This is a genomic window from Paenibacillus polysaccharolyticus (assembly GCF_023714295.1).
GTDB classification, from domain to species: Bacteria; Bacillota; Bacilli; order Paenibacillales; family Paenibacillaceae; genus Paenibacillus; species Paenibacillus polysaccharolyticus_A.
This window is the reverse complement of the sequence record NZ_JAMAUN010000008.1, coordinates 107,925-129,882: the sequence shown is the minus strand read 5'-3', so window position 1 is coordinate 129,882 and position 21,958 is coordinate 107,925. Positions and strand designations below refer to the sequence as shown.

At 45.4% G+C, this 21,958-nt stretch carries 21 protein-coding genes and 1 CRISPR repeat array; of the genes, 2 read left to right on the top strand and 19 right to left on the bottom strand.

All coding sequences use genetic code 11. The features are described from left to right. Positions 1 to 17: 17 nt before the first annotated feature. From prfA to M3629_RS18980, 4 genes are all read right to left on the bottom strand, one after another. Entirely contained in the window at positions 18 to 1,085 is a 1,068-nt protein-coding gene (prfA, locus tag M3629_RS18995; RefSeq protein ID WP_123065296.1) for a peptide chain release factor 1, read from the bottom strand. Between the two features lie 437 nt (positions 1,086 to 1,522). Continuing rightward, a complete protein-coding gene (locus M3629_RS18990; protein WP_251509457.1) occupies positions 1,523 to 2,122 on the bottom strand; it encodes an SUKH-4 family immunity protein in 600 nt (199 codons plus the stop codon). Between the two features lie 222 nt (positions 2,123 to 2,344). Beyond that, entirely contained in the window at positions 2,345 to 3,445 is a 1,101-nt protein-coding gene (gene ychF / locus M3629_RS18985) for a redox-regulated ATPase YchF (protein ID WP_123065294.1), read from the bottom strand. A gap of 134 nt (positions 3,446 to 3,579) precedes the next feature. After that, positions 3,580 to 4,050, bottom strand: a complete 471-nt coding sequence (locus M3629_RS18980; RefSeq protein ID WP_221791300.1) for a GNAT family N-acetyltransferase — start codon at positions 4,048 to 4,050, stop codon at positions 3,580 to 3,582. Positions 4,051 to 4,421: 371 nt separating this feature from the next. Between M3629_RS18980 and M3629_RS18975 the strand changes: the two genes are divergently transcribed. Continuing rightward, positions 4,422 to 4,883, top strand: a complete 462-nt coding sequence (locus tag M3629_RS18975; protein WP_251509455.1) for a hypothetical protein — start codon at positions 4,422 to 4,424, stop codon at positions 4,881 to 4,883. An 88-nt stretch (positions 4,884 to 4,971) separates the two neighbouring features. Here the strand turns inward: M3629_RS18975 and M3629_RS28705 are convergent, their stop codons facing one another. The 6 genes from M3629_RS28705 to M3629_RS18950 form a co-directional block, all read right to left on the bottom strand. Then, positions 4,972 to 5,049, bottom strand: coding sequence for a hypothetical protein (locus M3629_RS28705; RefSeq protein WP_353056759.1), 78 nt, complete (start codon positions 5,047 to 5,049; stop codon positions 4,972 to 4,974). Continuing rightward, positions 5,021 to 5,143: a hypothetical protein gene (locus M3629_RS18970; protein ID WP_353056762.1), complete on the bottom strand. Its 123-nt coding sequence runs from the start codon at positions 5,141 to 5,143 to the stop codon at positions 5,021 to 5,023. The genes M3629_RS28705 and M3629_RS18970 overlap by 29 nt, the downstream gene beginning before the upstream one ends. Positions 5,144 to 5,484: 341 nt before the next feature. Next, entirely contained in the window at positions 5,485 to 5,622 is a 138-nt protein-coding gene (locus M3629_RS18965) for a hypothetical protein (protein WP_251509453.1), read from the bottom strand. Positions 5,623 to 5,624: 2 nt separating this feature from the next. Beyond that, on the bottom strand, positions 5,625 to 6,968 hold the full coding sequence (locus M3629_RS18960) for a transcriptional regulator (protein WP_251509450.1): 1,344 nt from the start codon (positions 6,966 to 6,968) through the stop codon (positions 5,625 to 5,627). An 877-nt stretch (positions 6,969 to 7,845) separates the two neighbouring features. Further along, entirely contained in the window at positions 7,846 to 8,451 is a 606-nt protein-coding gene (locus tag M3629_RS18955) for a hypothetical protein (protein WP_251509449.1), read from the bottom strand. Between the two features lie 26 nt (positions 8,452 to 8,477). Beyond that, a complete protein-coding gene (locus tag M3629_RS18950; RefSeq protein ID WP_251509447.1) occupies positions 8,478 to 9,596 on the bottom strand; it encodes a hypothetical protein in 1,119 nt (372 codons plus the stop codon). Positions 9,597 to 9,943: 347 nt separating this feature from the next. On the opposite strand from M3629_RS18950, the gene M3629_RS18945 reads away from it, so the two are divergent. Continuing rightward, positions 9,944 to 10,507, top strand: a complete 564-nt coding sequence (locus tag M3629_RS18945; protein WP_251509445.1) for an RNA polymerase sigma factor — start codon at positions 9,944 to 9,946, stop codon at positions 10,505 to 10,507. A 589-nt stretch (positions 10,508 to 11,096) separates the two neighbouring features. Beyond that, a CRISPR array of direct repeats spans positions 11,097 to 11,399; the repeat unit is 33 nt; unit sequence ATTTCAATCCACGCACTCCATACAGAGTGCGAC. Between the two features lie 408 nt (positions 11,400 to 11,807). Here M3629_RS18945 and M3629_RS28465 read toward each other — a convergent pair. The 9 genes from M3629_RS28465 to M3629_RS18905 form a co-directional block, all read right to left on the bottom strand. After that, positions 11,808 to 11,942 (bottom strand): hypothetical protein, encoded by a 135-nt coding sequence (locus M3629_RS28465; RefSeq protein ID WP_285888925.1) that lies wholly within the window; start codon positions 11,940 to 11,942, stop codon positions 11,808 to 11,810. A 24-nt stretch (positions 11,943 to 11,966) separates the two neighbouring features. Beyond that, positions 11,967 to 13,034, bottom strand: a complete 1,068-nt coding sequence (fni, locus tag M3629_RS18940; protein ID WP_251509443.1) for a type 2 isopentenyl-diphosphate Delta-isomerase — start codon at positions 13,032 to 13,034, stop codon at positions 11,967 to 11,969. Between the two features lie 474 nt (positions 13,035 to 13,508). Next, positions 13,509 to 15,029 carry a phytoene desaturase family protein gene (locus tag M3629_RS18935; RefSeq protein ID WP_251509673.1) on the bottom strand — a complete coding sequence of 507 codons (1,521 nt, stop codon included), beginning with the start codon at positions 15,027 to 15,029 and terminating at the stop codon, positions 13,509 to 13,511. Between the two features lie 113 nt (positions 15,030 to 15,142). Then, positions 15,143 to 16,303 carry a glycosyltransferase gene (locus M3629_RS18930; protein WP_251509409.1) on the bottom strand — a complete coding sequence of 387 codons (1,161 nt, stop codon included), beginning with the start codon at positions 16,301 to 16,303 and terminating at the stop codon, positions 15,143 to 15,145. Between the two features lies 1 nt (position 16,304). Beyond that, a complete protein-coding gene (locus M3629_RS18925) occupies positions 16,305 to 17,078 on the bottom strand; it encodes a lysophospholipid acyltransferase family protein (RefSeq protein WP_251509394.1) in 774 nt (257 codons plus the stop codon). After that, a complete protein-coding gene (locus M3629_RS18920; protein ID WP_251509392.1) occupies positions 17,047 to 17,814 on the bottom strand; it encodes a carotenoid biosynthesis protein in 768 nt (255 codons plus the stop codon). The genes M3629_RS18925 and M3629_RS18920 overlap by 32 nt, the downstream gene beginning before the upstream one ends. Beyond that, positions 17,814 to 18,686, bottom strand: a complete 873-nt coding sequence (locus tag M3629_RS18915) for a phytoene/squalene synthase family protein (RefSeq protein WP_251509390.1) — start codon at positions 18,684 to 18,686, stop codon at positions 17,814 to 17,816. Before M3629_RS18915 ends, M3629_RS18920 begins: the two co-directional genes overlap by 1 nt. Further along, positions 18,683 to 20,146 (bottom strand): phytoene desaturase family protein, encoded by a 1,464-nt coding sequence (locus M3629_RS18910; RefSeq protein WP_251509388.1) that lies wholly within the window; start codon positions 20,144 to 20,146, stop codon positions 18,683 to 18,685. The genes M3629_RS18915 and M3629_RS18910 overlap by 4 nt, the downstream gene beginning before the upstream one ends. After that, entirely contained in the window at positions 20,143 to 21,693 is a 1,551-nt protein-coding gene (locus M3629_RS18905; RefSeq protein WP_251509386.1) for a phytoene desaturase family protein, read from the bottom strand. Before M3629_RS18905 ends, M3629_RS18910 begins: the two co-directional genes overlap by 4 nt. Between the last annotated feature and the right edge of the window lie 265 nt (positions 21,694 to 21,958).

The window sequence follows — 21,958 nt, the reverse complement described above, 5'->3', positions numbered from 1 at the left end:
GGTCCGCCCGTCACAGATTATTCTCCTCTGTCCATCATCTCGGTCTGCTGAGCAATTGTCAGTGCAGACAAGATATCTTCAATCTCACCGTTCATGATTTGATCCAGCTTGTGCATGGTCAGACCGATGCGGTGATCGGTTACACGGCTTTGCGGGAAGTTGTACGTACGAATCCGCTCACTGCGGTCACCCGTTCCCACTTTGCTTTTGCGCTCCACGGAGATTTTCGCTTCTTCTTCCATCCGTTTCATATCAAAGATACGTGTACGCAGAACTTGCAACGCTTTTTCTTTGTTGGAGTTCTGGGATTTCCCATCCTGACACGTCGCTACGATACCTGTTGGTACGTGAGTTACCCGTACTGCCGATTTCGTTGTGTTAACCGATTGTCCACCGGCACCACTGGAACAGAACGTATCCACACGAATGTCTTTATCGTGAATTTCGATATCAAAATCTTCCGCTTCCGGCATTACCGCAACGGTTGAAGTCGATGTATGAATCCGTCCGCCGGATTCCGTTGTCGGGATACGTTGTACACGGTGTGCTCCGCTCTCGTATTTCATTTTGCTGTAGGCGCCGCGGCCGTTGATCATGAATACAACCTCTTTGAATCCACCGAGGTCATTCGTGTTCACATCCATCAGCTCGACTTTCCAGCCTTGTGCATCCGCATAACGGGTATACATCCGGTACAGATCCGCCGCAAACAATGCCGCTTCATCTCCACCAGCCGCGCCGCGAATTTCCACAATAACGTTTTTGTCGTCATTCGGATCTTTCGGCAACATCAGTACACGAATCAGATCATCCAGTTCTTTCTGGCGAGCGGACAATTCTTCAATCTCCATTTTGACCATCTCGCGCATCTCGTCATCCAGCTTCTCGCCTTGCATTTCCTTCGCCGCTTCCAAATCCTCGCTTACCTGTTTGTACTCATTGTACGCATCGTATGTCGGCTGAAGATCGGATTGCTCCTTCGAATATTCACGCAGCTTTTTGTTATCGCTAGCTACATCCGGGTCACACAAAAGCTCGCTCAGCTTGTCATAACGATCGGCCAATGCCTGCAATTTATCCAACATGTATAGTCACCTCACGTTTTTATTTTGTCTTTGCACATGCCGTCTTTCATAACGAACCAACATGCACACTTGCTGTATATATCTATCATTCAAAATTCCACAAACCACAGGATTCTTCCGAATCCCCTGACCGCAGCATCTCATTCGAATTCTGAGTTATATGATCGACGTATAACCTCGCTACAACGTCATCAAATCCTTTACTTTTAAAGTGATATAAAGAAGTCGCCTACCTCCTGAAAACCGCCGCCTCATCTTATCGATTACAACGAATAGTTAATCAAGGGTATACGACTCTTAATTATAGCATATGCTTATGCTTCTGAACAGCAACAGTTCATGGTGTAAACATGATTTTTTACGTAAAACCACGATCCACCAAAATTCATGCTTTCGCCTTCATCTTCCCTGGAAACACTCTTCACTTATTCGCGGCGCTAAAGCAATCCATCCTCCAACTGCTCCAGCACAACACTCCACCAGGTTTCTTCATGAAGCACACTTACAGGGTCTTTCTCTGTATAAAATAAACGAAGTTGCTTCACCGCTTCATCTCTTCCGGATTGCTCTTTTTTCTGCAAATGAGGTTTAATCTCTCCACGGCGGAACGCCTCCAGCTTCGCCTGCACTTGCTCCAGTGTCATGACACTCGGCTCATTCGTTTGGGAATGATCCTGTACAATTTCCCTGTACCTTCTTAGAAACGTTAGAAACAGGTGGATACTGCTGTTCATTACATCATAATCTCTGCTCTGCACATCGACTCTATACAATATGCCCGTTCCAGCTTCTAATCCGAGAATCGCTGTCTCCTCATCCCATTCATAACCAATGGGTAAGAGCGTTTTGAGTACATCCCATGTGCTCATCAACCCCATATCCGGCATCGGATTAAAGCTGATCCCAAGGATATCCTCACCATCCAACGTAAGCTGTGGCAAGCCAGAATGAAGCAATAACTGCTGCGTTTCTTCGGATAAATCAGCCTTTCCTACAAGCAGAGGATTATATCGAATATACCGAGACGTTATATCCACTCTTGCCACCTCCTGCAAAGGTACTTCTTTTCTTTTATTATATCCATCATGGGTAAACAATCCAGTGAAAACGTCATCAAACTTGCATAAACTGACCTGTCGTTTCGGAGTAAAATGAAAACAAAAACAGCACTATTCCCCCGCGAAAGAGCGTAGTGCTGTTCTTTATTTTAACCGGTAAGCCTATGAGGGCTGACCCGTCTTTAATCAATTTTTTTAAGATTACACGTTGAAACGGAAGTGCATCACGTCGCCGTCATTCACCACGTACTCTTTGCCTTCCAGACGCAGTTGACCGCGTTCTTTGGCGCCGTTCATGGAACCTGCTGCTACCAGATCGTCATATGAAACAACCTCTGCACGGATGAATCCGCGTTCGAAGTCGGTGTGGATAACACCCGCTGCGCCAGGCGCTTTCGTTCCTTTACGGATGGTCCATGCACGAACCTCTTGTACACCCGCCGTAAAGTACGTGTACAGGCCGAGCAATTTATAAGCCGCTTTGATAAGCAAGTTCAGACCGGAATCCTCGATCCCGAGCTCTTCCAGGAACATTTGTTTATCTTCGCCTTCCAGTTCGGAGATTTCTTCCTCCACTTTTGCACTGATCGGCACCACTTCTGCATTTTCAGCAGCTGCGAACTCACGTACCTTTTGCACATATGCATTGTTCGCTACATCACCGATTTCGTCTTCAGCCACATTGGCCGCATACAGAACGGGTTTCAGCGTAAGCAAGTGCAAGTCACGTACAATCAGACGCTCTTCGTCTGTCAGCTCCATGCTACGTGCAGGCTTGTCTTCATAAAGGACCGCTTTGACTTTCTCCAATACTTCCACTTCTTGAGCAGCCGTTTTGTTGCCACCCTTCATGTTTTTCTTGGAACGGTCGATTTTTTTCTCAACACTCTCGATGTCCGCCAGGATCAACTCCAGGTTAATCGTCTGAATGTCACTTACAGGATCAATCTTGCCATCGACGTGAGTGATGTTCTCGTCTACGAAACAACGAACAACGTGCACAATCGCATCCACTTCACGAATGTGTGCAAGGAACTTGTTACCCAGGCCTTCACCTTTGGAAGCTCCGCGTACCAGACCTGCGATATCAACAAACTCAAATGCGGTAGGCACTGTTTTTTTCGGTACAACGAGTTCTGTCAATTTGTCCAAACGCTCGTCCGGTACTTCAACGATCCCCACGTTCGGGTCGATCGTACAAAACGGATAGTTTGCAGACTCGGCACCTGCTTGTGTAATTGCATTAAACAATGTAGATTTACCAACGTTCGGCAAACCAACGATTCCTGCTTTCAAAGCCATGTATATGACAACTCCTCATTCATTACTTGTTCGGTATGGATAATCCTATCCATTATATATGACAAACCCCAAGGCATCAAGGAACTTCGCCGATTCACCCGCAGCCATCTCCATCTTCAAATCCCTGGTTCCTGCTAGCCTTTGATTTCCTTGTACATCGTCAAGTCCGTCACTTCATAGCCCATCTTGCGATACAGGCTGCTTGCCCGCTCATTATGTCCAAACACATGCAGCCCGATGCGATCCACCCCAAGACTTCGCGCGGTCTTTTCGAGTGCATCCATCGTTTCTGTGCCGTATCCTTTGCCGCGATACGCTTCTTCCACCACGATATCCAGCAGAAAAGCTTCTTTCCCCCGGCGATTCTCCGTAATATTAAACCAGAGGTATCCGACAATGCCGTCCACCGGATGCATCAGATTAAACACATATGCCCCTGGCGTCTCTAATCCTTCCGGCAGATAACGCTCATACGATTCCTCTGCCCGTTGTAGCGCTTCTTCTGGCGCCCACGTTCCTGCTTCTACTTTTTCCTGTGCAAAATCTTCAATTGAACGTCTGCGAAAACTCGAAAATTGTTCCGTATTCATGGGGGACAGTTCCATGTTATTCCCTCCTGATCTAGTTGTGATCACTTGAGTGTGATTGTTACGATGGCCTACGTATGAACTTTATGTACAGTCTAGTACACTTACAAATCAGCACCTCTTCAAGTACCTCATTACATGAACCACATTAAATGAACCTTATTCCAAGCGCTTCAACTTCTTATGTTGAGCATTCATCCTAATCGACTTTACACGTTTCCACGCATTTATATTATTGCTCTGCTCGTTCTCCTTCATATTGTACCTTATTCATTGAACATACACTGTAAAATAATGCTCCTGCACCAACTTTTGCATGCATCCCTGCGTTTATATCTTTAATACGAGACACCCGTATACAACAATCGAATAGAAAGGACGGTTTAACCATGCACACCAGACCACGTCGTCCCTTTTCCAAAATAAAACTAATGATTGCCCTTGGCCTGTTCCTTGCACTGGGTACCATTGTAGTGATGAGTCTTCTAAATGCCATGGATCCGTTCCGCAAACTCAGAATTACGATTGATAATCAGTCAGACTATGACATTACTCAGATTAAGACAGGCATAACCCATTTGAATCAACCCGTTCTCGATGCGAGTACAGCAGATAAAACAGAAGATTCCGATCTGCTCTATACCTTTAGCGAAGAAATCGTTAGCAGGGAAAAAATAAAGTATACTCCAAAATTGCATTTTTTAGGCGAAAGTTCCGTCTACGTCATACTTAAGGACAGTCGCGGCAAAACCTATACAAAAACAGCCTGTGGATATACAGAATCTGTGTCAGGAACTTCCCTCATCACGATAACTAACGAGAATATCACTGTGAAGGAAAATTGTACTTAAATTGAATGTTTCTCTTTTTACACATCCACTTATGTTAAAATAGAAGGGCGAGCGACCGGCCAAAGTTTCTCGCCCAGAGGTCGATGGATTACTCCATCGGCTTTATCCTTTTAACATAATTGTACATATTAATAAGTTCATCCAGCACCATAGATTGGTGGATCACCTGAGGGTGAAGAAGCTCGCCGTACTCTGTTTTTAATTTGATGGAGTCTCTCCCTCGCTTCCTCGATCCGCAGTTTGAGTTCGTCACGATCCATAACACCCCTCCCTGCTGTATCATTTTAGAACATCCTGCTAATTAACATAAATTCAAATAAACTCCAACAGGGAATATTTTAATTTTTAAATAATATGAAGTTCCAAACTACAGATGGAACACAAAAAACCCCCTTCGCAGTAGAGAAATTACTTCTACTCAGGGAGTTGCTTAGAAGAATTATCACTCAAGACACTTGCAAACTAACCTCCAAGACCATGACAATTGGTTGTCATTCGGGTATCTGGTTGATTTTCAGTACCTTCTTTTACTGGAGTTGGAACAGCTAGTATAATGAGAAACATATAACATCATTTTCGAAAATCATCATTAGGAAAATGTTTAACTTCCCATCCCGTGACCATTCGTTGTTATAATTACAGGAGGTTGTTTCTCAATAGGAACAACTGGAGTAATAGGAATGAATCCTCCTACGGTGATACTACATAAAACAATAATTGCTGCCAGCTTTGTTTTCATGTTCAGACCTCCTGAATTAATTGACTGTATTGCAGTTTAACTTCTTCAACTGCATAACTCCTGAATTTCTCAAACTCCTTTATACAGTCCAAAATTCCATCTTTATTTCTGATTCTGATTGCAAAATCCAACCCATTCAGAATTGCCCCAAAGCCTTTAATGTATCTTTCTCGCATTAAATAGTATTTCCCTAGATTGATTAGCAAAGCTCCGTACTGATCACTTGTATATTGCTCACTGATTTTTCCTATACGGCTATTCTGTTCTTGATACGTTGTATAAGACTCATACTGGTCGAGAACAAGATCAACGTTAATATCAAAACGGTTTGCTGCACTTACTATTGCGCATAGAGCGGGGAAAATCTCTTTCTCTTTTTTGGAGATATAATTCAGATAATCTTGTACGACCTCTGTCTTACCAGACATCAATTCATACAGGTAACGATTCCCCTCTGCCCACTCCTCGAATTGGCGGATAACAACAATCTCCTCTTCTTTAGGCCTGGTTACCCAACTAACATCAGCATAGGCAGAAATAAATTGGATTCCTTCTCTGTATTCTTCATAAAAAAAACAAGCTTCTCCTAAAGCCAAGTCAGCATAAAGCACGTAAAATAGCACCTGTTTTTTGGATCTATGTTCCACAACTTTCGCATTCTTATTAAGCTCATACTGTATCATTGCTTTTATTTTTAATTGCTCAGCAAATATCCTAACCTTATCCCATCGACGCAAGGATGCATATACATTAATCAGATCATTTAATCCATCAAGTTGATAAGGCTCGTCTAAACGATCCACAAAAAATTCAAACTGTGTGGCAAGTGCTAGGTTACTCATCTGATCTTTGGAAAGTCCAATCGTAAACAACCGATACTGACTTAGCGCCAACCGTTCCGAATGTTGCATCTTCTCACTCTCAGCTACAGAACGATAGAGAGGTCTAGCTGCTATCAGCCTCCCTTCATGATATAACTGCTCTGCCAACTCAAATAAGAGAGGAGCATAAGACAGATTATCCATAATTAGGTTAACAGCTTCTTCCATATATTTAACCTTATCAAGTTCCGCACAACGATACAAAAACGGTCTCAACCTTCGCCAATCCGGACTTGAATGCACAAAACATTCTTGTATGTATAAATCGTAAAAATAACCTTCCTCCAGCCCCATGCCTTCCGTAATCCGATCTAGTTGTTGCATACCAATAGGGCGGCTCCCATTCAACGTCCCGCTTAACGTACCAGAATTAACACCTGAAATTTCTGAAAATTGATTAAGAGTCATATGATTTGTTTTCAAATAAATTTCTAAATGTTCACGTATTGTGGTATTTGAGTTCAACGGGAACACCACCTTCCAATCAATAATTAGGCAACGGTCAATAAAATCATACTATAGGATGGTGTTAATTAGCAATATTTTACTTGTAAATATTTTACTAAAATTATCTTAACACCTAGAATACAGGCTTAATACCTTTAGGATGTAAGGAAAGTTTAACAAAACTAATTCTATTGGTAAAAAATTTCTGACAAACTAAAATGAACAAATTGTATGTTTTTTTCAATTTAACGAATAGACCATATCCATATATCCCCATATTTAGTTTAATGATTAGAGTTGCGAAAATTGATTTACTAAATAAATAAGTTTCAAAATTTCTTTTAGCTACTTATACGGGTGAAAGTTTATCTACATTTATAAGCAAAAGATCCGTTCAATTCACATGAACGGATCTTTTTAGGAAAACTTACATTCTGCTAGTCAAAACTACGTCATCTAATTGAATTCCTCAGTTACAAAAACTAAGGGCTTTTTTTAAGATATCTTCCCAATGCAAAACCTGCTACTCCGCAAGCATAAGCACAGACTATGCTTATTACAGCAAACATCACATTAGACGGAAGATTCAAGACGTATCTTAGTCCATAAACAGGTCCCGCCCAAAGGATAGATCCGGGAATAAAAAGTAAGGCTACGTCCAAATAATAACCAGCAAGGAGTAAAATTACACCCGTTAACCAAAACAAAGTAGATCTCAACACAAATTCGTTACCCTTGCTCTTAAAACCCAGAACAAACCATGCAAGAAGGAATAACAAAGAAGCTACGGCGTGAACTAAGTGAGGGGGGTGTCCTTTTAAATAAAAACTAAAATTAATGATAGTGAAGGGCACTGCAATTAAGATCATAATCAACACTTGTTTGTATTTACTCATTATATTGCTGTAAGGTAATTAACTTGTTTTTTGGGTGTGATAAGAGTTCCACTATGCTGATCCCTGATCCAAATATCGTTCTTGGTGACATCCCATTGCGTGTCATTACCAAATACTCTATACCCGTACCATTCGTAGATATACTCGACAACTCCATCACATCGCATAGAGCTCACCTCATCATATTTGACATAAGTGCTGGCATTATTATTATTATAATATACCTGATAAGCCAAATTATAAGATATATCCTGTGTACGCAAATTTCTGCCCATTGCTACAAATAGATCTCTTTGGGATGATGATGGAGCATTATTAGGTCTATATGTTCCTTTGAAAGTATTACCATCGATAAAATTATTCCAAGAGTCCCATTGTACACTTTTCCCTGTTCCTGGAGCATGTAAAATAGGAAGACCATAGTTTGATGCCGGTTCATCCCATAAACCTGCATGCCAATCGAATCCGAAAAACACTCCATCTCTATATGCAGCATACCCTTGATTTCCAGTCGCTGCATCCGCTGTCCTAACTCCCGTATACGTTGTTCCTAAAAATACTAGAGCCATTAGAATCAGAGATAACTTTTTGTAAATGGATTTCATATTTAAATAACCTCCCTTACTTATTTTTATTTATCCCACTTATGATTTGCACTAATACCTTCTTCCTTGGCCAAAACAATAACTTTATCAATGCGTTTCTTTAATTCGACATCGCCGATGTGGGGAATTAATTCGGTTAGAGGTTCAACCAAGTCTGTAATGGGCAAAATCTCCAAAGCTGAAACTACTATTTCTATATCCTCTTTTGTGGGATTTTCAGTAAGCATCTCTTTTAACACGATAAAATTTTGATCGATAGCAAAAGCTTTGAGTTCTTTTTCTATCAGATCACTATTTATAATTTGAGTTATGGCATTTTGGCTTCCTACCTCAGAAATTGCGAAAACTGCAGAATCTTTAAGAACCTCATCATTACTTGATTTCATGATATTAAAACTTGTTTCAATAAAACTTCCTTCAAGATTAGATGAATTTTTCTGAAGGTTAGTATGACCGGAATTATGAAGATATTTAGCTGTAGCTCTTAAAGCAGCAGAAATTCTATTCGATGATTGCTCTTGCACATTCGACAAAATGTTTTTCGAAATTTCATATGCTTCACTTACATTAATATTACTTAATCGTTTCAAACCGTTAAATGCAAGAATGTCATCATCTTGTTGAATGATTTCCTTCAATAGACCTACATCATCCGAAGTAAAATCAGTCGTAGCAACAATTCTAGATTTCACTTGGCTATTAATCTCATCTTGAAGAAGAATTTGTTTCAGTTCTTCCCCACCTTTATTTCCTTCATGCTTAAGTACATAAAGATCTACCAATGCTTCACGGGTGATTACTGATTTTGTATCATCGGAAACAACTTTCAAAATATCTTTATCAGGGATCTGATCTTTCCTTTCAAAAAGTTCCGACACAAATGGGATGAGGGTATTGATATCATTAGCCCCAGCATTACTGTTTTTAGCAAACGTTGAAGGATTACCTACAGTAGCAGCCACACTTTCTATTTCATTAATCAATTGTTCAACACTTAACTTCTTAATGTTATTTTGCAAAACCACTTCATCCCCCGATAAATGTTTCTGTAGAACATTATTCAGGTTTGCTCCAGCTATTCCTACAGACAAGAAAAGCGCGAGACAAGCAGAAGTCCCAATTAACACCAACTTCTTCTTATTCATGTTTACAATCACTCCTCTAATAATATTTAGAATACTGCACCGCTTTAATCCTACAAAATAGTCCATGACCTAATTTTATAATCATGTCGCAGGAAACGATTGCAGATTCCCCACGTCGACAACAGTCTATAATTATAACAACCCTCCGTTTCTTCTAACTTCATGTTAGTTAACTGTGTTTCTATATATGTAGACTCCCTTTCAAACCTATATCTAACGATTTTTATTCATAAATTCCATAATTATTCATTTTATTATTGTAATTACTTACAATTAATCCATATATAATATAAAATAAAAAGGTGCCTCTCCTTATTGAGAAGAATAAAAAGAAAGGATTGAGTACTATGGATACAATTTATCTTTTCCATAAAAACTTCAACGATCTTCCTCCACCTTTACAAAATTCAGCTTATCGGTCATTTTATAATTTGGTTTTTGACGACATTACATACTTGTTAGATGGAGATCACATATTAACAGAAGATATCATTCAAGAATGTTTCATAAAAGTTATTTATAAAGTCAATAAACAAAAAATTAACAACTCTACAGCGTGGTTAAGAAAAGTCGCTCGTAATCACACTTTCGATTACTTAAAAAAAAATTATATTGACCGGCAGGCTAGTAACATTACCAAAGTTTCTGAAAAAAAATTTTCTCATACTGTTCAACAAATCAGCATTGAAGGTGAAGTTGAAGAAAAACAAAGAGACAAATTATTACAAGAGAGTATCGCAGAATTAAAACCAGACTATCAAACAGTCATTACTCTTTTTTACATTGAAGAACTATCTCACAAGGAGATCTCAGTTTTGCTTGGTCTTTCAGAGTGTGCTGTCAGTCAAAAACTAGCTCGTGCACGAAAAAAGCTTTTTCAGCATTTCAACAGAAAATGGATTGATAAATAAAAGGCTACGGATCAGTTTTGTGTGAAAACCTATATCGATTCTAAATATCCATTCTGAGAACTACGAACAGGACGATGGATTCTAACAGTGAGTTACCCACCATGAAATTTGAACGTTTGGAACGCTGTCCAAATATATATTTAAACTACTTCAATTCCTTGAATCTCAAGAAGTTACGCATGTCGCTGTAGAGAACACAGGTATCTATTGGAAACCTGCATATAACATAAAGACCTAACTTGATCTATGATTTGTGCTAGGGAAAAACAAAGAGGTTTGACCTAGTTACTTTAAACAATATTGTAAACACGTTGCTATCAATGACAGGAAATGATTACTCTCTTCGGACTTGCTTGTGTACGGACCAGAAGATAAATAAACTGTATTACACACGTAACAAAGAACATGAAAAGTAAACTTTAAACATAAGAAACACCCAACCCCATCTGATTAGATCCAAGATGGGGTTGGGTGTTTTTATCATTTCTATAATATGAAAAAAAATGTATGGAAGATGTTCTGCGTAGATCAAGTCAATCCACACGGAGTTCGATAAGGAAAGCAAGTGGCAAACCATGTGCGCTTAATCATTCCAATCCACGCACTCCATACAGAGTGCGACCTGCTGCAAAATCTCTCCTTAAACCGATACTGCTTAATTTCAATCCACGCACTCCATACAGAGTGCGACCAACGCTCTTTTGTCGTGTCGATATCTTTCAAACGATTTCAATCCACGCACTCCATACAGAGTGCGACGTTCCCCGCATTCATTCCAACAGCTTGCGGATGATTTCAATCCACGCACTCCATACGGAGTGCGACTTTCCCCTACGCTGCTGCTCACGTTCCTGCGCCAATTTCAATCCACGCACTCCATACGGAGTGCGACAGCGAAAATAGACGTAGTAAAGTTGTAACATCTAATTCGCATGACGTATCTTCTTCATATTATATCGAAATACCTCGCCATTTTCTTCAAAAATACACCAATATGATCATACACTGTTGCCAAAAGGTCACGAAAACATCAAAATACTGGTGCGAATCCTCCGGGAAAATCATGTGAGCTTGGGGTTCGCACCACGAAATCTCCTTCAGTAACACATTACATTCCTACATCGAACAATCATCAAGTGCCAGATGAGAGTCCACAAATTCTAACGATCACCAGCGACGCTATTTACCCCTTTTGGGTCACTTTGAGATTCTAACGATCACCAGGGAGCTTAATACTGGAAAAGCCACGTTTTTCGCCCACTTTTGCGGGATTTCGCACAAATAGCGCTTGTGGTGATCGTTAGATTCGTAAATAGCTCAAAAAGCGCAAAATAAGCTTCTGTGAGATCGTTAGAGCTTTTGGAGCGATACCGATACCGATGCTGCCAGTCCGCCGCTCACTAACCTTCGATTCACCACTCTGACTGCTCGGCATCCATGTCGCCCGACCCCAACAACATTACCGCCGCTCAACCAGACGTTCTGTCCGCTTCACCTCTGCGATGCTACCTGCGCCGATGCCGAACATAACGGTGCGTAGCTCGAATTCGACCTGCTCCAGTCGCTCGGACAGTGCTTCGTCGGAGGTGACGGCGGATTCGAGCAAGGAGCGACCAAAGCCTGCTAGGTCGGCACCGAGTGCGAGTGCTTTGGCCGCGTCCACGCCAGTGTACAGTCCGCCGCTACCGATCAGAGCCCCATCGGGGTTCAGCGCGCGCACGTCCTGGATGCATTCAGCTGTCGGAATGCCCCAATCGGCAAAAGCTTCAGCAGCCACTCGGCGTACCGGGTTATTGTTGCGATACTTCTCCACCTGTACCCAGCTTGTACCACCTGCGCCAGCCACATCGATGAAGGCTACGCCCGCTTCGTACAGTCGCTGTGCCGTCACGCCATCGATGCCAAAACCAACTTCCTTAACACCGACAGGCACGTCCAACTCACGACACAATGTCTCAATTCGCTGGTACAGACCACTGAAGTTCGTATTGCCTTCGGGCTGGAATACTTCCTGCAGCGTGTTCAGATGCAGCACAAGCAGATCCGCGCCGGCGATATCCACGGCACGCTGGAAATCAGCCGTGCTGAAGCCATAGTTCAGCTGAACCGCGCCCAGGTTCGCGATGACCGGGATGTCCGGTGCCCAGCGGCGGACATCAAATGTGCTCGCGAGTTCCGGCTGCTCCACGGCAGCCCGGATCGAGCCTACCCCGAGCGCCCAGCCTCTGGCGTTCGCTACCCTTGCAAGGCGCTCATTGATCGCGCCTGTGGTCTTGCTTCCACCCGTCATCGAACTGATGAGCAAGGGTGTACGCATTTTTTTGCCAAGGAACGAAGTGTCTAGACGCACCTCTTCAAAATCCAGCTCCGGTAACGGATGATGACGGAATGCATACTTCTCCAGTCCGCTCGTTATGCCTTCTCCTGCCACATTCTCCTCCAGACAGAGGCGCACGTGCTCCAGCTTCCGTTCTCCCGTTGCCACTTCGGGTAGCAGCCGTCTGCCGGCTCGTTCTTGTTCGTTCATGATGAGACCTCCTATGTGAGAGTGAAGTGCAGGGTAGGCTCGCCTGCGTTGTTTTGCTTCCTGCTCCCTACCCCATGCTGAGTTGCTCTGTACCTTTTGTTTCTATGTAAATGGACATACGGTGCGATGGAAAGCTCGGAAGTTCTCTATCCACTCACACATCCCGATAATCTTCCCAGTATCTGTACCCGCTCAAGTTATTTATTCGAATAACTAGATAAACCCTGTAAGGTAGCGTCCATCAATGGACAACTCCATCCAGTATACCGTTCCTCTCTAACTAATGAAAGGACACTCCAAACCCCATAATCTCAATCATTACCTTATCGGGGTTCAGAGCACCTATTTGCCTTATTGTAGTCTCGAAGCACCTATTCAGCCATGAATGAACCTTTCAGTACCTCGGTCTACCGCATAAAATGCATTGAATAACTTCATCGAGTTCCATCACATCATGTCCTCCATGCATTTGCTCTACCTCCCCAGCTCCGCTGCAAGTTGCTCCCCTACAAGCTGACCAGACAGCGTAACAATCGGGGTTCCGCCGCCAGGGTGGGTTGTGCCGCCGACGTACCAGAGTCCGTGAACATCTTTGCTCTGGTTACCTGGTCGCATGAAAGTTTGTTTCACCGAATTGGAGGAAATGCCGTAGATAGAACCTTGATGAGCAAGCGTATCTCGTTCGATATCTTGCGGTGTATAACAAATTAACACTTCCGATTGTTTCAATCCGCCAATACCACGCACCTCCAATTGTTCGAGCACGAACTCACCATATCGATATTTCTGCTCTTCCCAGTTCCATGCCTTGGACAAATACGGCGCGTTCACCAGAATGAACAGATTGCTGGCTCCTTCCGGAGCCATGCCTGCTTCGGAGTAACCGGAGTTACAGATGTATATCGTTGGATCGGAAGGCATCCTGCGATCACGGAAAATATCATCAAACTCCAGCTTATACTGCTCTGGAAAAAAGACCGTGTGATGTAATAACTGATCGTACTTTCTGCGCACTCCCGCCAGGGTTACGAATCCTGAGATGGAAGGTTCGTACTTGGCAATCCGGGCATCACTCATTCGTTTCCGATGCTCCGGCGCGAGCAGTAACCTGTTTACACTAAGCACATCTCCATTAGCCACGACCTGTTCTGCTTCCATAAAGCCCCGATCCGTATCCACGCCGATCACCTTGCCATGCCGAGTCACGATCTGATGCACTTCTACACCCGTCAGAATCCGCACGCCTTTTTCCTGCGCAAGCCGGGTCATGCCTTCAATCAGCTGATACGTTCCGCCTTTGACCCCGTAGATGCCCACCTCTGCTTCCACATGACCCATCATGGCAAAAATAGAAGGCGACAGATACGGAGATGATCCTACATACGTGGCGTACCGCCCGAACATGGCGAGTGTGTGTGGATGGCTGAAATACCTGCGTAGCAACTTATCCAGCCTGACTGTAGGCCGCACCCGAAGCAGACTGCGCAACATTTGAAGGTTGTATTTATCAGACGGATTCAGTAGCAACTTACCGAGGAAATGACGATTCGCCTCCGCATACAATGCGGCAGATTCATCCATAAACGCATCATAACGCAAGGCATCCTCCGGACTGTACACAGCAATCTGCTCTTTCATCCAGCCGCGATTTCTAGACAGATCGACCACTGTTCCATCCGCAAAAACATTACGTGTTCTAGGCTCCAGCTCGTACAACTGCACATAGTTCTCCATCACCACGCCTGCCTGATCAAAAACCGAGCGAAACGCATCCGGCATCGTAATCGTGCTCGGCCCGCGGTCAAAATGATACCCGTCCTGCTGGATCTGTTGCAACTTGCCGCCCACATGCGCCTGACGCTCCAGAATGGTTACTCGCAAGCCCGCCGTAGCAAGGCGAATCGCACAGGACAGACCGCCGAAGCCTGCCCCGATTATAATGACATCCTGTTTCAAGTTCCCGTTTGAGGCCTCCGCCCGGTGCCCGTTATCCATTTTCATCTCTTTTCCCAGCAACATTCCTGCCCCTTTACTACCTTCTCCTATACCTTGGTCTCTCTCTGTATCTTCTGAACCGTCACCATTTCCGTTCTCCTGTACACTCTGCATCAGCTATAACGCCTGCCTTTCCATACATACCCTTTACCAGATCGACCTGCCTGCCATGAGGCCAGACCAATAGCAATCACACACGCCATGCTAATTGGTTGAAAAAGAGCAAGCCACCACGGCTGACCTCCGATATGATCGGATACCCGTTTTACGGCCATGCCAAGCAATGTGCCTATGAAACCATAGAGAAATGACGTTTCACTGCCCGTTAATAGCCCTATAACCAGACCCAGCGGCGGCACAATATACATCACAAAGTACATCAGCATCGTCCCAAGCAACAGCACGTCCTTGCGTCCCATGCCTTCATACATATTTTTCTTATATCCGTTCCATACTTCTGCACCGTTCTGATACATCCGCGTACTCGTCACATCATGGACATCCGCCAGCATCACGGGATGACCGGCACGTTTCACTGCTTTGGCGAGACTCATGTCGTCCACCAGATGCCCTTGAATCGCTGCATGACCGCCGGATGCTTCATAACTTGTTCGATGAATAAGCAAAAAAGCCCCCGTAGCGGCGACAAACATCGGACTTGGCGATCTGCGTATCATAAAAATAGGCAAATGACTGATGATCGTAAACATCATCATCGGCACGACAAGCTTTTCCATCCATGTCTTCGCAACCTGATACGGGAAGCCGGTAACCAACCCGCCGCCTTGCGCACACCCGGCAGCAAGCGTCTGCCGAATGGCATCCGGCTTGACCCGAACGTCTGCATCCACGAACATAAACCAGTCACCTTGCGCTTCCTGAACCAATCGGTGACAGGCATGGGATTTCCCCATCCAACCCGCAGGTAGCTCCGTACCATGCAGCAAACGTACACGTGAATCTCGATCAGCAATCGCCTGAACCAAAGCAGCAGTTTCATCTTCGGAGCGGTCATCCAGCACAAGTACCTCCATACGAAAACCCTTCGTATCGCTGGCAAGCACACTTTCCAAACATGCTTCAATATGTATTCGTTCATTTCGAGCGGGGATCAATACCGAAACAAGCTGATCGGATGGCACGATATTCACCTTACGGAATGATCGTACTTTGGGCAGGCAAGCGGCATTCCACACCGCAAAGAGCAATTGCAGTAGCAACCCTCCCACCAGACACATCCACAATATCTCAGATGCATTCATACTCTCATTCATGTTATCGGTTCACCCGCTTTCGTGCCGCATCGTATTTTTCACTAGTGGAGCGTATTCCCCGAATCAGAGGCTGTGCATCTGGCAGACTTCCTTGTCCAAGCCGAATTAACGTTGCTCTATGATCATTCAGTTCTTGCTCCAGCACACATCCCAGCCGATGAGCAATCTCTTCACTCTTCCATGCTTTCCAATCTTCCACGATCGGCGGGCCAGCCTTCATTGAAATTTCAGGCAGGTCATGCTGAACCATGCCATGACATAAGGTGACTGGCACGGCAATAGCCTGTGGAAAACGACGAAGCACGAGTCCAATGCCCGGACGAAACTGAATCGGCCGCGCCTCCTGATGCAGAATTTCACCCTGCGGGAATATCCAGACCCTTTTGCCAGAAGCCAGCAACTCATTCGTATATTGCAACGATGTCCGCACACCCGATGCACTGTCCTTGTTGATTGAATACGCTCCGAGTTTGCGAAAAAAAGTATACTGCCGAAGCTGCCGCTCCTCCATCATCACATAATGGTCCCCGCGCGAAGTTTGCTTCGCGGCATGATACAGCAGCAGTCCATCCCACCATGAGCTGTGGTTCATAAAATAGACAATAGGCTGATCCGGCGCTATAGGCAACACTCCATCCAAGCCCCTACGATCTACGATTTGTGGATCGAGCGAACCCGAGAGCGTAAACGAACGAAAACGTCTACGCAACAAATAATAATGGTTGTACAGCGAGAAGACTCGGTCAAACGCTTTGGACTTTACGGCGCGAATCATACAGCCAGCTCCCCTCGGCAAGTAGCACACCTGCGATGGCAATGATGAAACTGCCTGTTATGCCTTCTTTTAGCGCAAGCAGGCCGAACAGAAGGATAAACAGTTCATACAACCATTTTGCCCGGAGCAGGGAACGTCGGTCCTTCGGCATGGCCGGCAAAAAGAGAGACAGAAATGCTCCCATAATGAACCAACTGATGTAGTTTGTCCACGGAACACCGTAGAACCCGCCTGGAGCCTGCCATTCCCAAAATCCCCTTGCATGAGCGACAGGGTCAAGAACAAAATCCAGCACAATTGCCCAAAATCCCGTTTTGAGGGCTCGCACCAACTTCCCACCCCAGGTCGATCCACCGCCGCTAATCAGCGCCGAGTTGCCAACGACTGCGATCCAGGCGAATCCAAGTGTTACCGGTACACTGAACAGATGGATGCCAAAGAAGTCGGAATAGGCATACTCGCCAAAAGGCCAGTGTGTATGTACACCGATCCATTCCACACCCATACCGCCCAGCCAGATGATAAAGGACGATATCCAGAGGCCGGGCCGTAGCCACTTGACTGACTGGTCGGACAGGTCAGATCGGCGATGTTGTTGATATATAAGGTCAAGCACATACAGCGCGTAGAATACAAGAAATAGCCCATTAGAGAAGGATAACGCTTCAGGCACACCAATCGTAAGCATGAGGATGGCACCAATGGCGTACCATACCCAGTACACCCACTGAACCATCAGGATACCGCCGTTCGGGAAGCTTGATAGGCCAGCATCGGATACCGTTTCACAATCGCGCCCAGCATCTCCAGTTTCAATTCATCGCTGACATACGCTCGTTTCGTGTACACATCGTAGTCGTTACGCTCCACGGCGTGCAGGATCGTTGAATAGAAGGCCGCGGCTAACTCAATCGAAAAAGCACTCTCAACCGGATAGGTGTCCAGACGATCCATGCCGATCCGGAACCAGTTCAGCGCTGCCGCTTTCAGATCCTGAATGATGGCGATAAATCGTTCATCCACAATACCGTCTTCCCAGTCCTGCTCGGAGTAACCGTGTCTCTCCATGATCTCCAGTGGAACATAACGGCGCATTCTGGCGCGGTCTTCACCCACATCCCGAATAATATTCACAATCTGCATGCCTTTGCCCAGTGCGATACCATTCATCGCTACTTCCGCACCGTTATCATTACGGAGCACAGGCAGCAGCATCTCGCCTACGGTTCCGGCAACCAGATAACAATAGTGTTCCAGCTCTTCCAGCGTTGTATAATGGGTCACTTCCAGATCGGTCAGTTGTCCTTCCATCTGACGGAAAAATGGGCCTTTGTCCAAGTGAGGGAAGCTGCTAAACAGCCATCTCAGTGCCGGCCAGATAAAATGTCCCTCCGCTTCTTCGAGGTTTTCAAATAAATCATGAATCTCATGGATCGTATACGTTGATTGCTCCGGCTCATCCACACTGTCATCAATCATGCGGCAAAACGCATAGATGACATATACCGCCTCGCGGCGGGGACTGGGCAGGCCCTTAAACGCCTGATAAAAAGACGAGGAGCCCTTCTGCATCAACTCTTCACACCTGCTTAAAATTGCTTCGTTCATTTCCCCATCTCCTTCATGAGTTGATTGACAGCCATCCTAGCGCCTTGCATGACAATGGGCACGCCGCCTCCTGGATGTACCGATGCTCCGGCAGCATATAAACCTTGTATCTTCGAAAACGGCTTGGGCTGCGGTCGATACACACCCGACTGAAACAGGACAGGTGCAATGCCAAAGCTTCCTCCACCGTATAAGCCATCACGCGCGGCGTCAGCAGGTGTACGTACTTTTTTCCATTGCAATGCTGCACGGAGTCCCGGGAATCCTCGTTCTTCTGCTTCTTCCAGCACACGTTCTGCCAGCGCTTCACTCTCCTGTTCCCAGTTCACGCCTTCTGCGTCCGGTACCGGAATGAGGAAATACAGTACACTCTTCCCTGAAGGTGCAGCGGTCTCGTCCACTGCAGCCGGATTGAAGACGTAAAACGATGGCTTCGCGGGAATGCGGCGCTCGTTGAAAACTTGGCGCAAGCTACCATCCAGGCTTGGTGGCAAGAAAAACTGATGCGTTGTGGCATCCTCCCACCTTTTATCTACTCCGGCGTAAATCAGCACACATCCCGATGAAGGGCGATACGGCTTACGTTTCACGGGTGCTTCCGGTACCTGCTTCATCAGCCCGCTCAAATTCGGAAAATCTCCGTTATAGATTACGGCATCCACATTTTCAGCACCATCAGCCGTTTCAATCCCCTCGCATATTCCATTGCGGATCTCCAGTCCAGTGACTTCCGTGTTCAGCTTGATCTTCCCGCCGCGAGAGAGCAATTCCTGCTCCAGAATAGCGGGCAGAGCCGCGTAACCGCCCTTCACCATCCAGATGCCATATTCGTGCTCGGCGTAAGGAAGCAATGAATAAATCCCAGGTGTACCAAAGGGCGATCCACCGATATACAAGCTTTGCAGCGAATACGCATCGAGCAATTCTTCATGTTCAAAATAATCCCCAACGGCCTTCCGCACACTCTTGTGTGCACGCAGCTTGCCCATAAGCGACATGAGCGAAGGGGTGAAGAAGTCCCTTTTGCGCGGAAACATCTGTTCCAGAAACGCTGCCCGGCCTGCGGGGAACAACGTGTCCATATCCTTCATAAACCTGTTGAATCCTCGGCCTTCTCCCGGGAACAACCGTTCAATCTCGGCGGTCTGCTCTGCCCGGTCTGTCTTCTTGGTCATGACACGTCCGCTGTGATAATGCACCCGGTATAACGGGTCACAGCGTAGCAGCTCGACTTTGGAGCGATCCACACCGGCCTCTTCCAAAATGCCAAGCAACATCTCGGGCAGGAGGACAATGGTTGGCCCCTGATCGATCCGGTATTCCCCTTCCTGTTCAAAAGCTATCCGTCCGCCTACGCGAGAGCCTCGCTCGTACACGGTAACATCCCATCCCTGACGGTTCAGCAGCAACGCTGAGGTAAGCCCTCCAATCCCGGCACCTACAACAGCTGCCCGCTTCATGATTGTCCTCCGGCTTGGGCAGTCTTCACGTAGGAGGATGGCTTGGTACGTCTTCGTGCATCCTCTTCCTGAATCAATCTGACACTGATTCGCGCCGATTCAAAGATTGTCGGCAAGCCGCTACCCGGGTGCGTACCTCCACCCACCAGCCAAACGCGTTCCAATTCCTCAAACTGATTATGCGGTCTCAGATACATCATCTGGCCCAGATTATGTGCCATATTAAACGTTGCCCCCTGGTATACATCCAGCTCATTTTGCCAATCCAGCGGGGTAAACAGTTTACACTCTTCAATCCGGTCGCGGAGATCTGCCAGCTCAGGAATTAATTCGAGTCGCTTCAACATGTCTTCCTGCACCTTCGCTCGTTCAACCTCCCAGTTGATGTCTCCTGTAAGGTTCGGTGTCGGCATCAGCACATAAAGTGCAGATTTTCCTGCCGGAGCGAGTGTCGGATCGAGCCTGGATGGGTTATGAACATATAGAGACGGGTCTGCCGATAAAATTTTGTGCTTGGTAATTTCGTCTACATTCACCCGGTAATCTTCCGGAAAATAAATCGAGTGATGTGGCAGGTCGATCTCACCATCTACACCGAGATACAACATGGCTGTGGAACAAGAATATTTTTTCTGTTTCATTTTTTCGGGTGTATATTTTTTAAGTACGCCAGGTTCGAACAGATGGTTCACTGCATGGGCAAAATCGGCATTGAGCACGACATGGTCTGCTTCGATCCGTTCGCCGTTCTCAAGCAGTACACCCTCGGCGCGACCATTGCGAACAATAACCTGTTTCACCGGTGTAAGGGTGTGAATGCGTCCGCCATTCTCTTCAACGACATCCGCCATCGCCTGAAATACCCGATTCACGCCGCCGATCGGATGAAACAGTCCATATTGGTGTTCGATGAACGACAAGATCGTAAATGTTCCTGGACAATCCCATGCGGACATCCCCAAATATTTGGACTGGAATGTAAACGCCCAGCGCAGGCGTTCGTCGGTAAAGTACCGGGAAAGAATGCCGTAAACCGTATTATTTATATCAAGTTTAGGTAGAGCCGTAATCGCATCTTTACGTAAATAATCGGTGAGTTTCCCAAACGGACGGCGGAGCAGTGGCATCACTTTGCCAAACTTCACTTCTTCGTCCCGCATGTACCGGAGGTAATTCTCTTCATTGCCAGGGAACAGCTCTTTGATCTGCGCTGCTGTATCCTCCCGATTGCGTGAAGGCGTGAACACCTTATCTCCAAAGTTCAAAGCGTACAGCGGGGTCAGTTCTTTCATATCTACATAATCCGAGAGCTTGCGTCCGACCACATCAAACATCTCTTCAATCAACTGAGGCATCATCAAAAAGGTAGCCCCGCGGTCAAACTTATATTCACCAAGCTCCAGACGGGAAGATCGTCCGCCAATGGCTGGCTGTTTCTCGTATACATCAACCTCATATCCCTGACCGGACAGTAACATGGCTGCTGCGAGCCCACCCGGGCCTGCGCCAATGACGGCTGCACGTTTGCGTTGTTGATTCGGTATCATGCCACTCACCTTTCTATGTAGGACTATCTCTAGTTCTCAAGCCCCTAAACTATTATTAAACCGCAATGAAATACTTTAATCGGGTAAACTCAAAAAACATTATACAAATCGTGTACAAATATTATACGACAAGTAAAACATAAAATGACCCGCGGGTCAAATTAATTGTTTTTTACACGTTAAAGATCTATATAATCCATAAAAAAACATCCCTTGATCGCTGGATCAAAGGATGTCCTATATGAATCTATTCCATCAACATTCG

What these genes read in the sequence shown, in the direction of transcription:
- prfA (WP_123065296.1), bottom strand. Translation starts at nt 1,085, where the DNA reads ATGTTGGATAAATTGCAGGCATTGGCCGATCGTTATGACAAGCTGAGC.
- ychF (WP_123065294.1), bottom strand. Translation starts at nt 3,445, where the DNA reads ATGGCTTTGAAAGCAGGAATCGTTGGTTTGCCGAACGTTGGTAAATCT.
- M3629_RS18980 (WP_221791300.1), bottom strand. Translation starts at nt 4,050, where the DNA reads ATGGAACTGTCCCCCATGAATACGGAACAATTTTCGAGTTTTCGCAGA.
- M3629_RS18975 (WP_251509455.1), top strand. Translation starts at nt 4,422, where the DNA reads ATGCACACCAGACCACGTCGTCCCTTTTCCAAAATAAAACTAATGATT.
- M3629_RS18970 (WP_353056762.1), bottom strand. Translation starts at nt 5,143, where the DNA reads ATGGATCGTGACGAACTCAAACTGCGGATCGAGGAAGCGAGGGAGAGA.
- M3629_RS18965 (WP_251509453.1), bottom strand. Translation starts at nt 5,622, where the DNA reads ATGAAAACAAAGCTGGCAGCAATTATTGTTTTATGTAGTATCACCGTA.
- M3629_RS18955 (WP_251509449.1), bottom strand. Translation starts at nt 8,451, where the DNA reads ATGAAATCCATTTACAAAAAGTTATCTCTGATTCTAATGGCTCTAGTA.
- M3629_RS18950 (WP_251509447.1), bottom strand. Translation starts at nt 9,596, where the DNA reads ATGAATAAGAAGAAGTTGGTGTTAATTGGGACTTCTGCTTGTCTCGCG.
- M3629_RS18945 (WP_251509445.1), top strand. Translation starts at nt 9,944, where the DNA reads ATGGATACAATTTATCTTTTCCATAAAAACTTCAACGATCTTCCTCCA.
- M3629_RS28465 (WP_285888925.1), bottom strand. Translation starts at nt 11,942, where the DNA reads ATGCCGAGCAGTCAGAGTGGTGAATCGAAGGTTAGTGAGCGGCGGACT.
- fni (WP_251509443.1), bottom strand. Translation starts at nt 13,034, where the DNA reads ATGAACGAACAAGAACGAGCCGGCAGACGGCTGCTACCCGAAGTGGCA.
- M3629_RS18935 (WP_251509673.1), bottom strand. Translation starts at nt 15,029, where the DNA reads ATGGATAACGGGCACCGGGCGGAGGCCTCAAACGGGAACTTGAAACAG.
- M3629_RS18930 (WP_251509409.1), bottom strand. Translation starts at nt 16,303, where the DNA reads ATGAATGAGAGTATGAATGCATCTGAGATATTGTGGATGTGTCTGGTG.
- M3629_RS18925 (WP_251509394.1), bottom strand. Translation starts at nt 17,078, where the DNA reads ATGATTCGCGCCGTAAAGTCCAAAGCGTTTGACCGAGTCTTCTCGCTG.
- M3629_RS18920 (WP_251509392.1), bottom strand. Translation starts at nt 17,814, where the DNA reads ATGGTTCAGTGGGTGTACTGGGTATGGTACGCCATTGGTGCCATCCTC.
- M3629_RS18915 (WP_251509390.1), bottom strand. Translation starts at nt 18,686, where the DNA reads ATGAACGAAGCAATTTTAAGCAGGTGTGAAGAGTTGATGCAGAAGGGC.
- M3629_RS18910 (WP_251509388.1), bottom strand. Translation starts at nt 20,146, where the DNA reads ATGAAGCGGGCAGCTGTTGTAGGTGCCGGGATTGGAGGGCTTACCTCA.
- M3629_RS18905 (WP_251509386.1), bottom strand. Translation starts at nt 21,693, where the DNA reads ATGATACCGAATCAACAACGCAAACGTGCAGCCGTCATTGGCGCAGGC.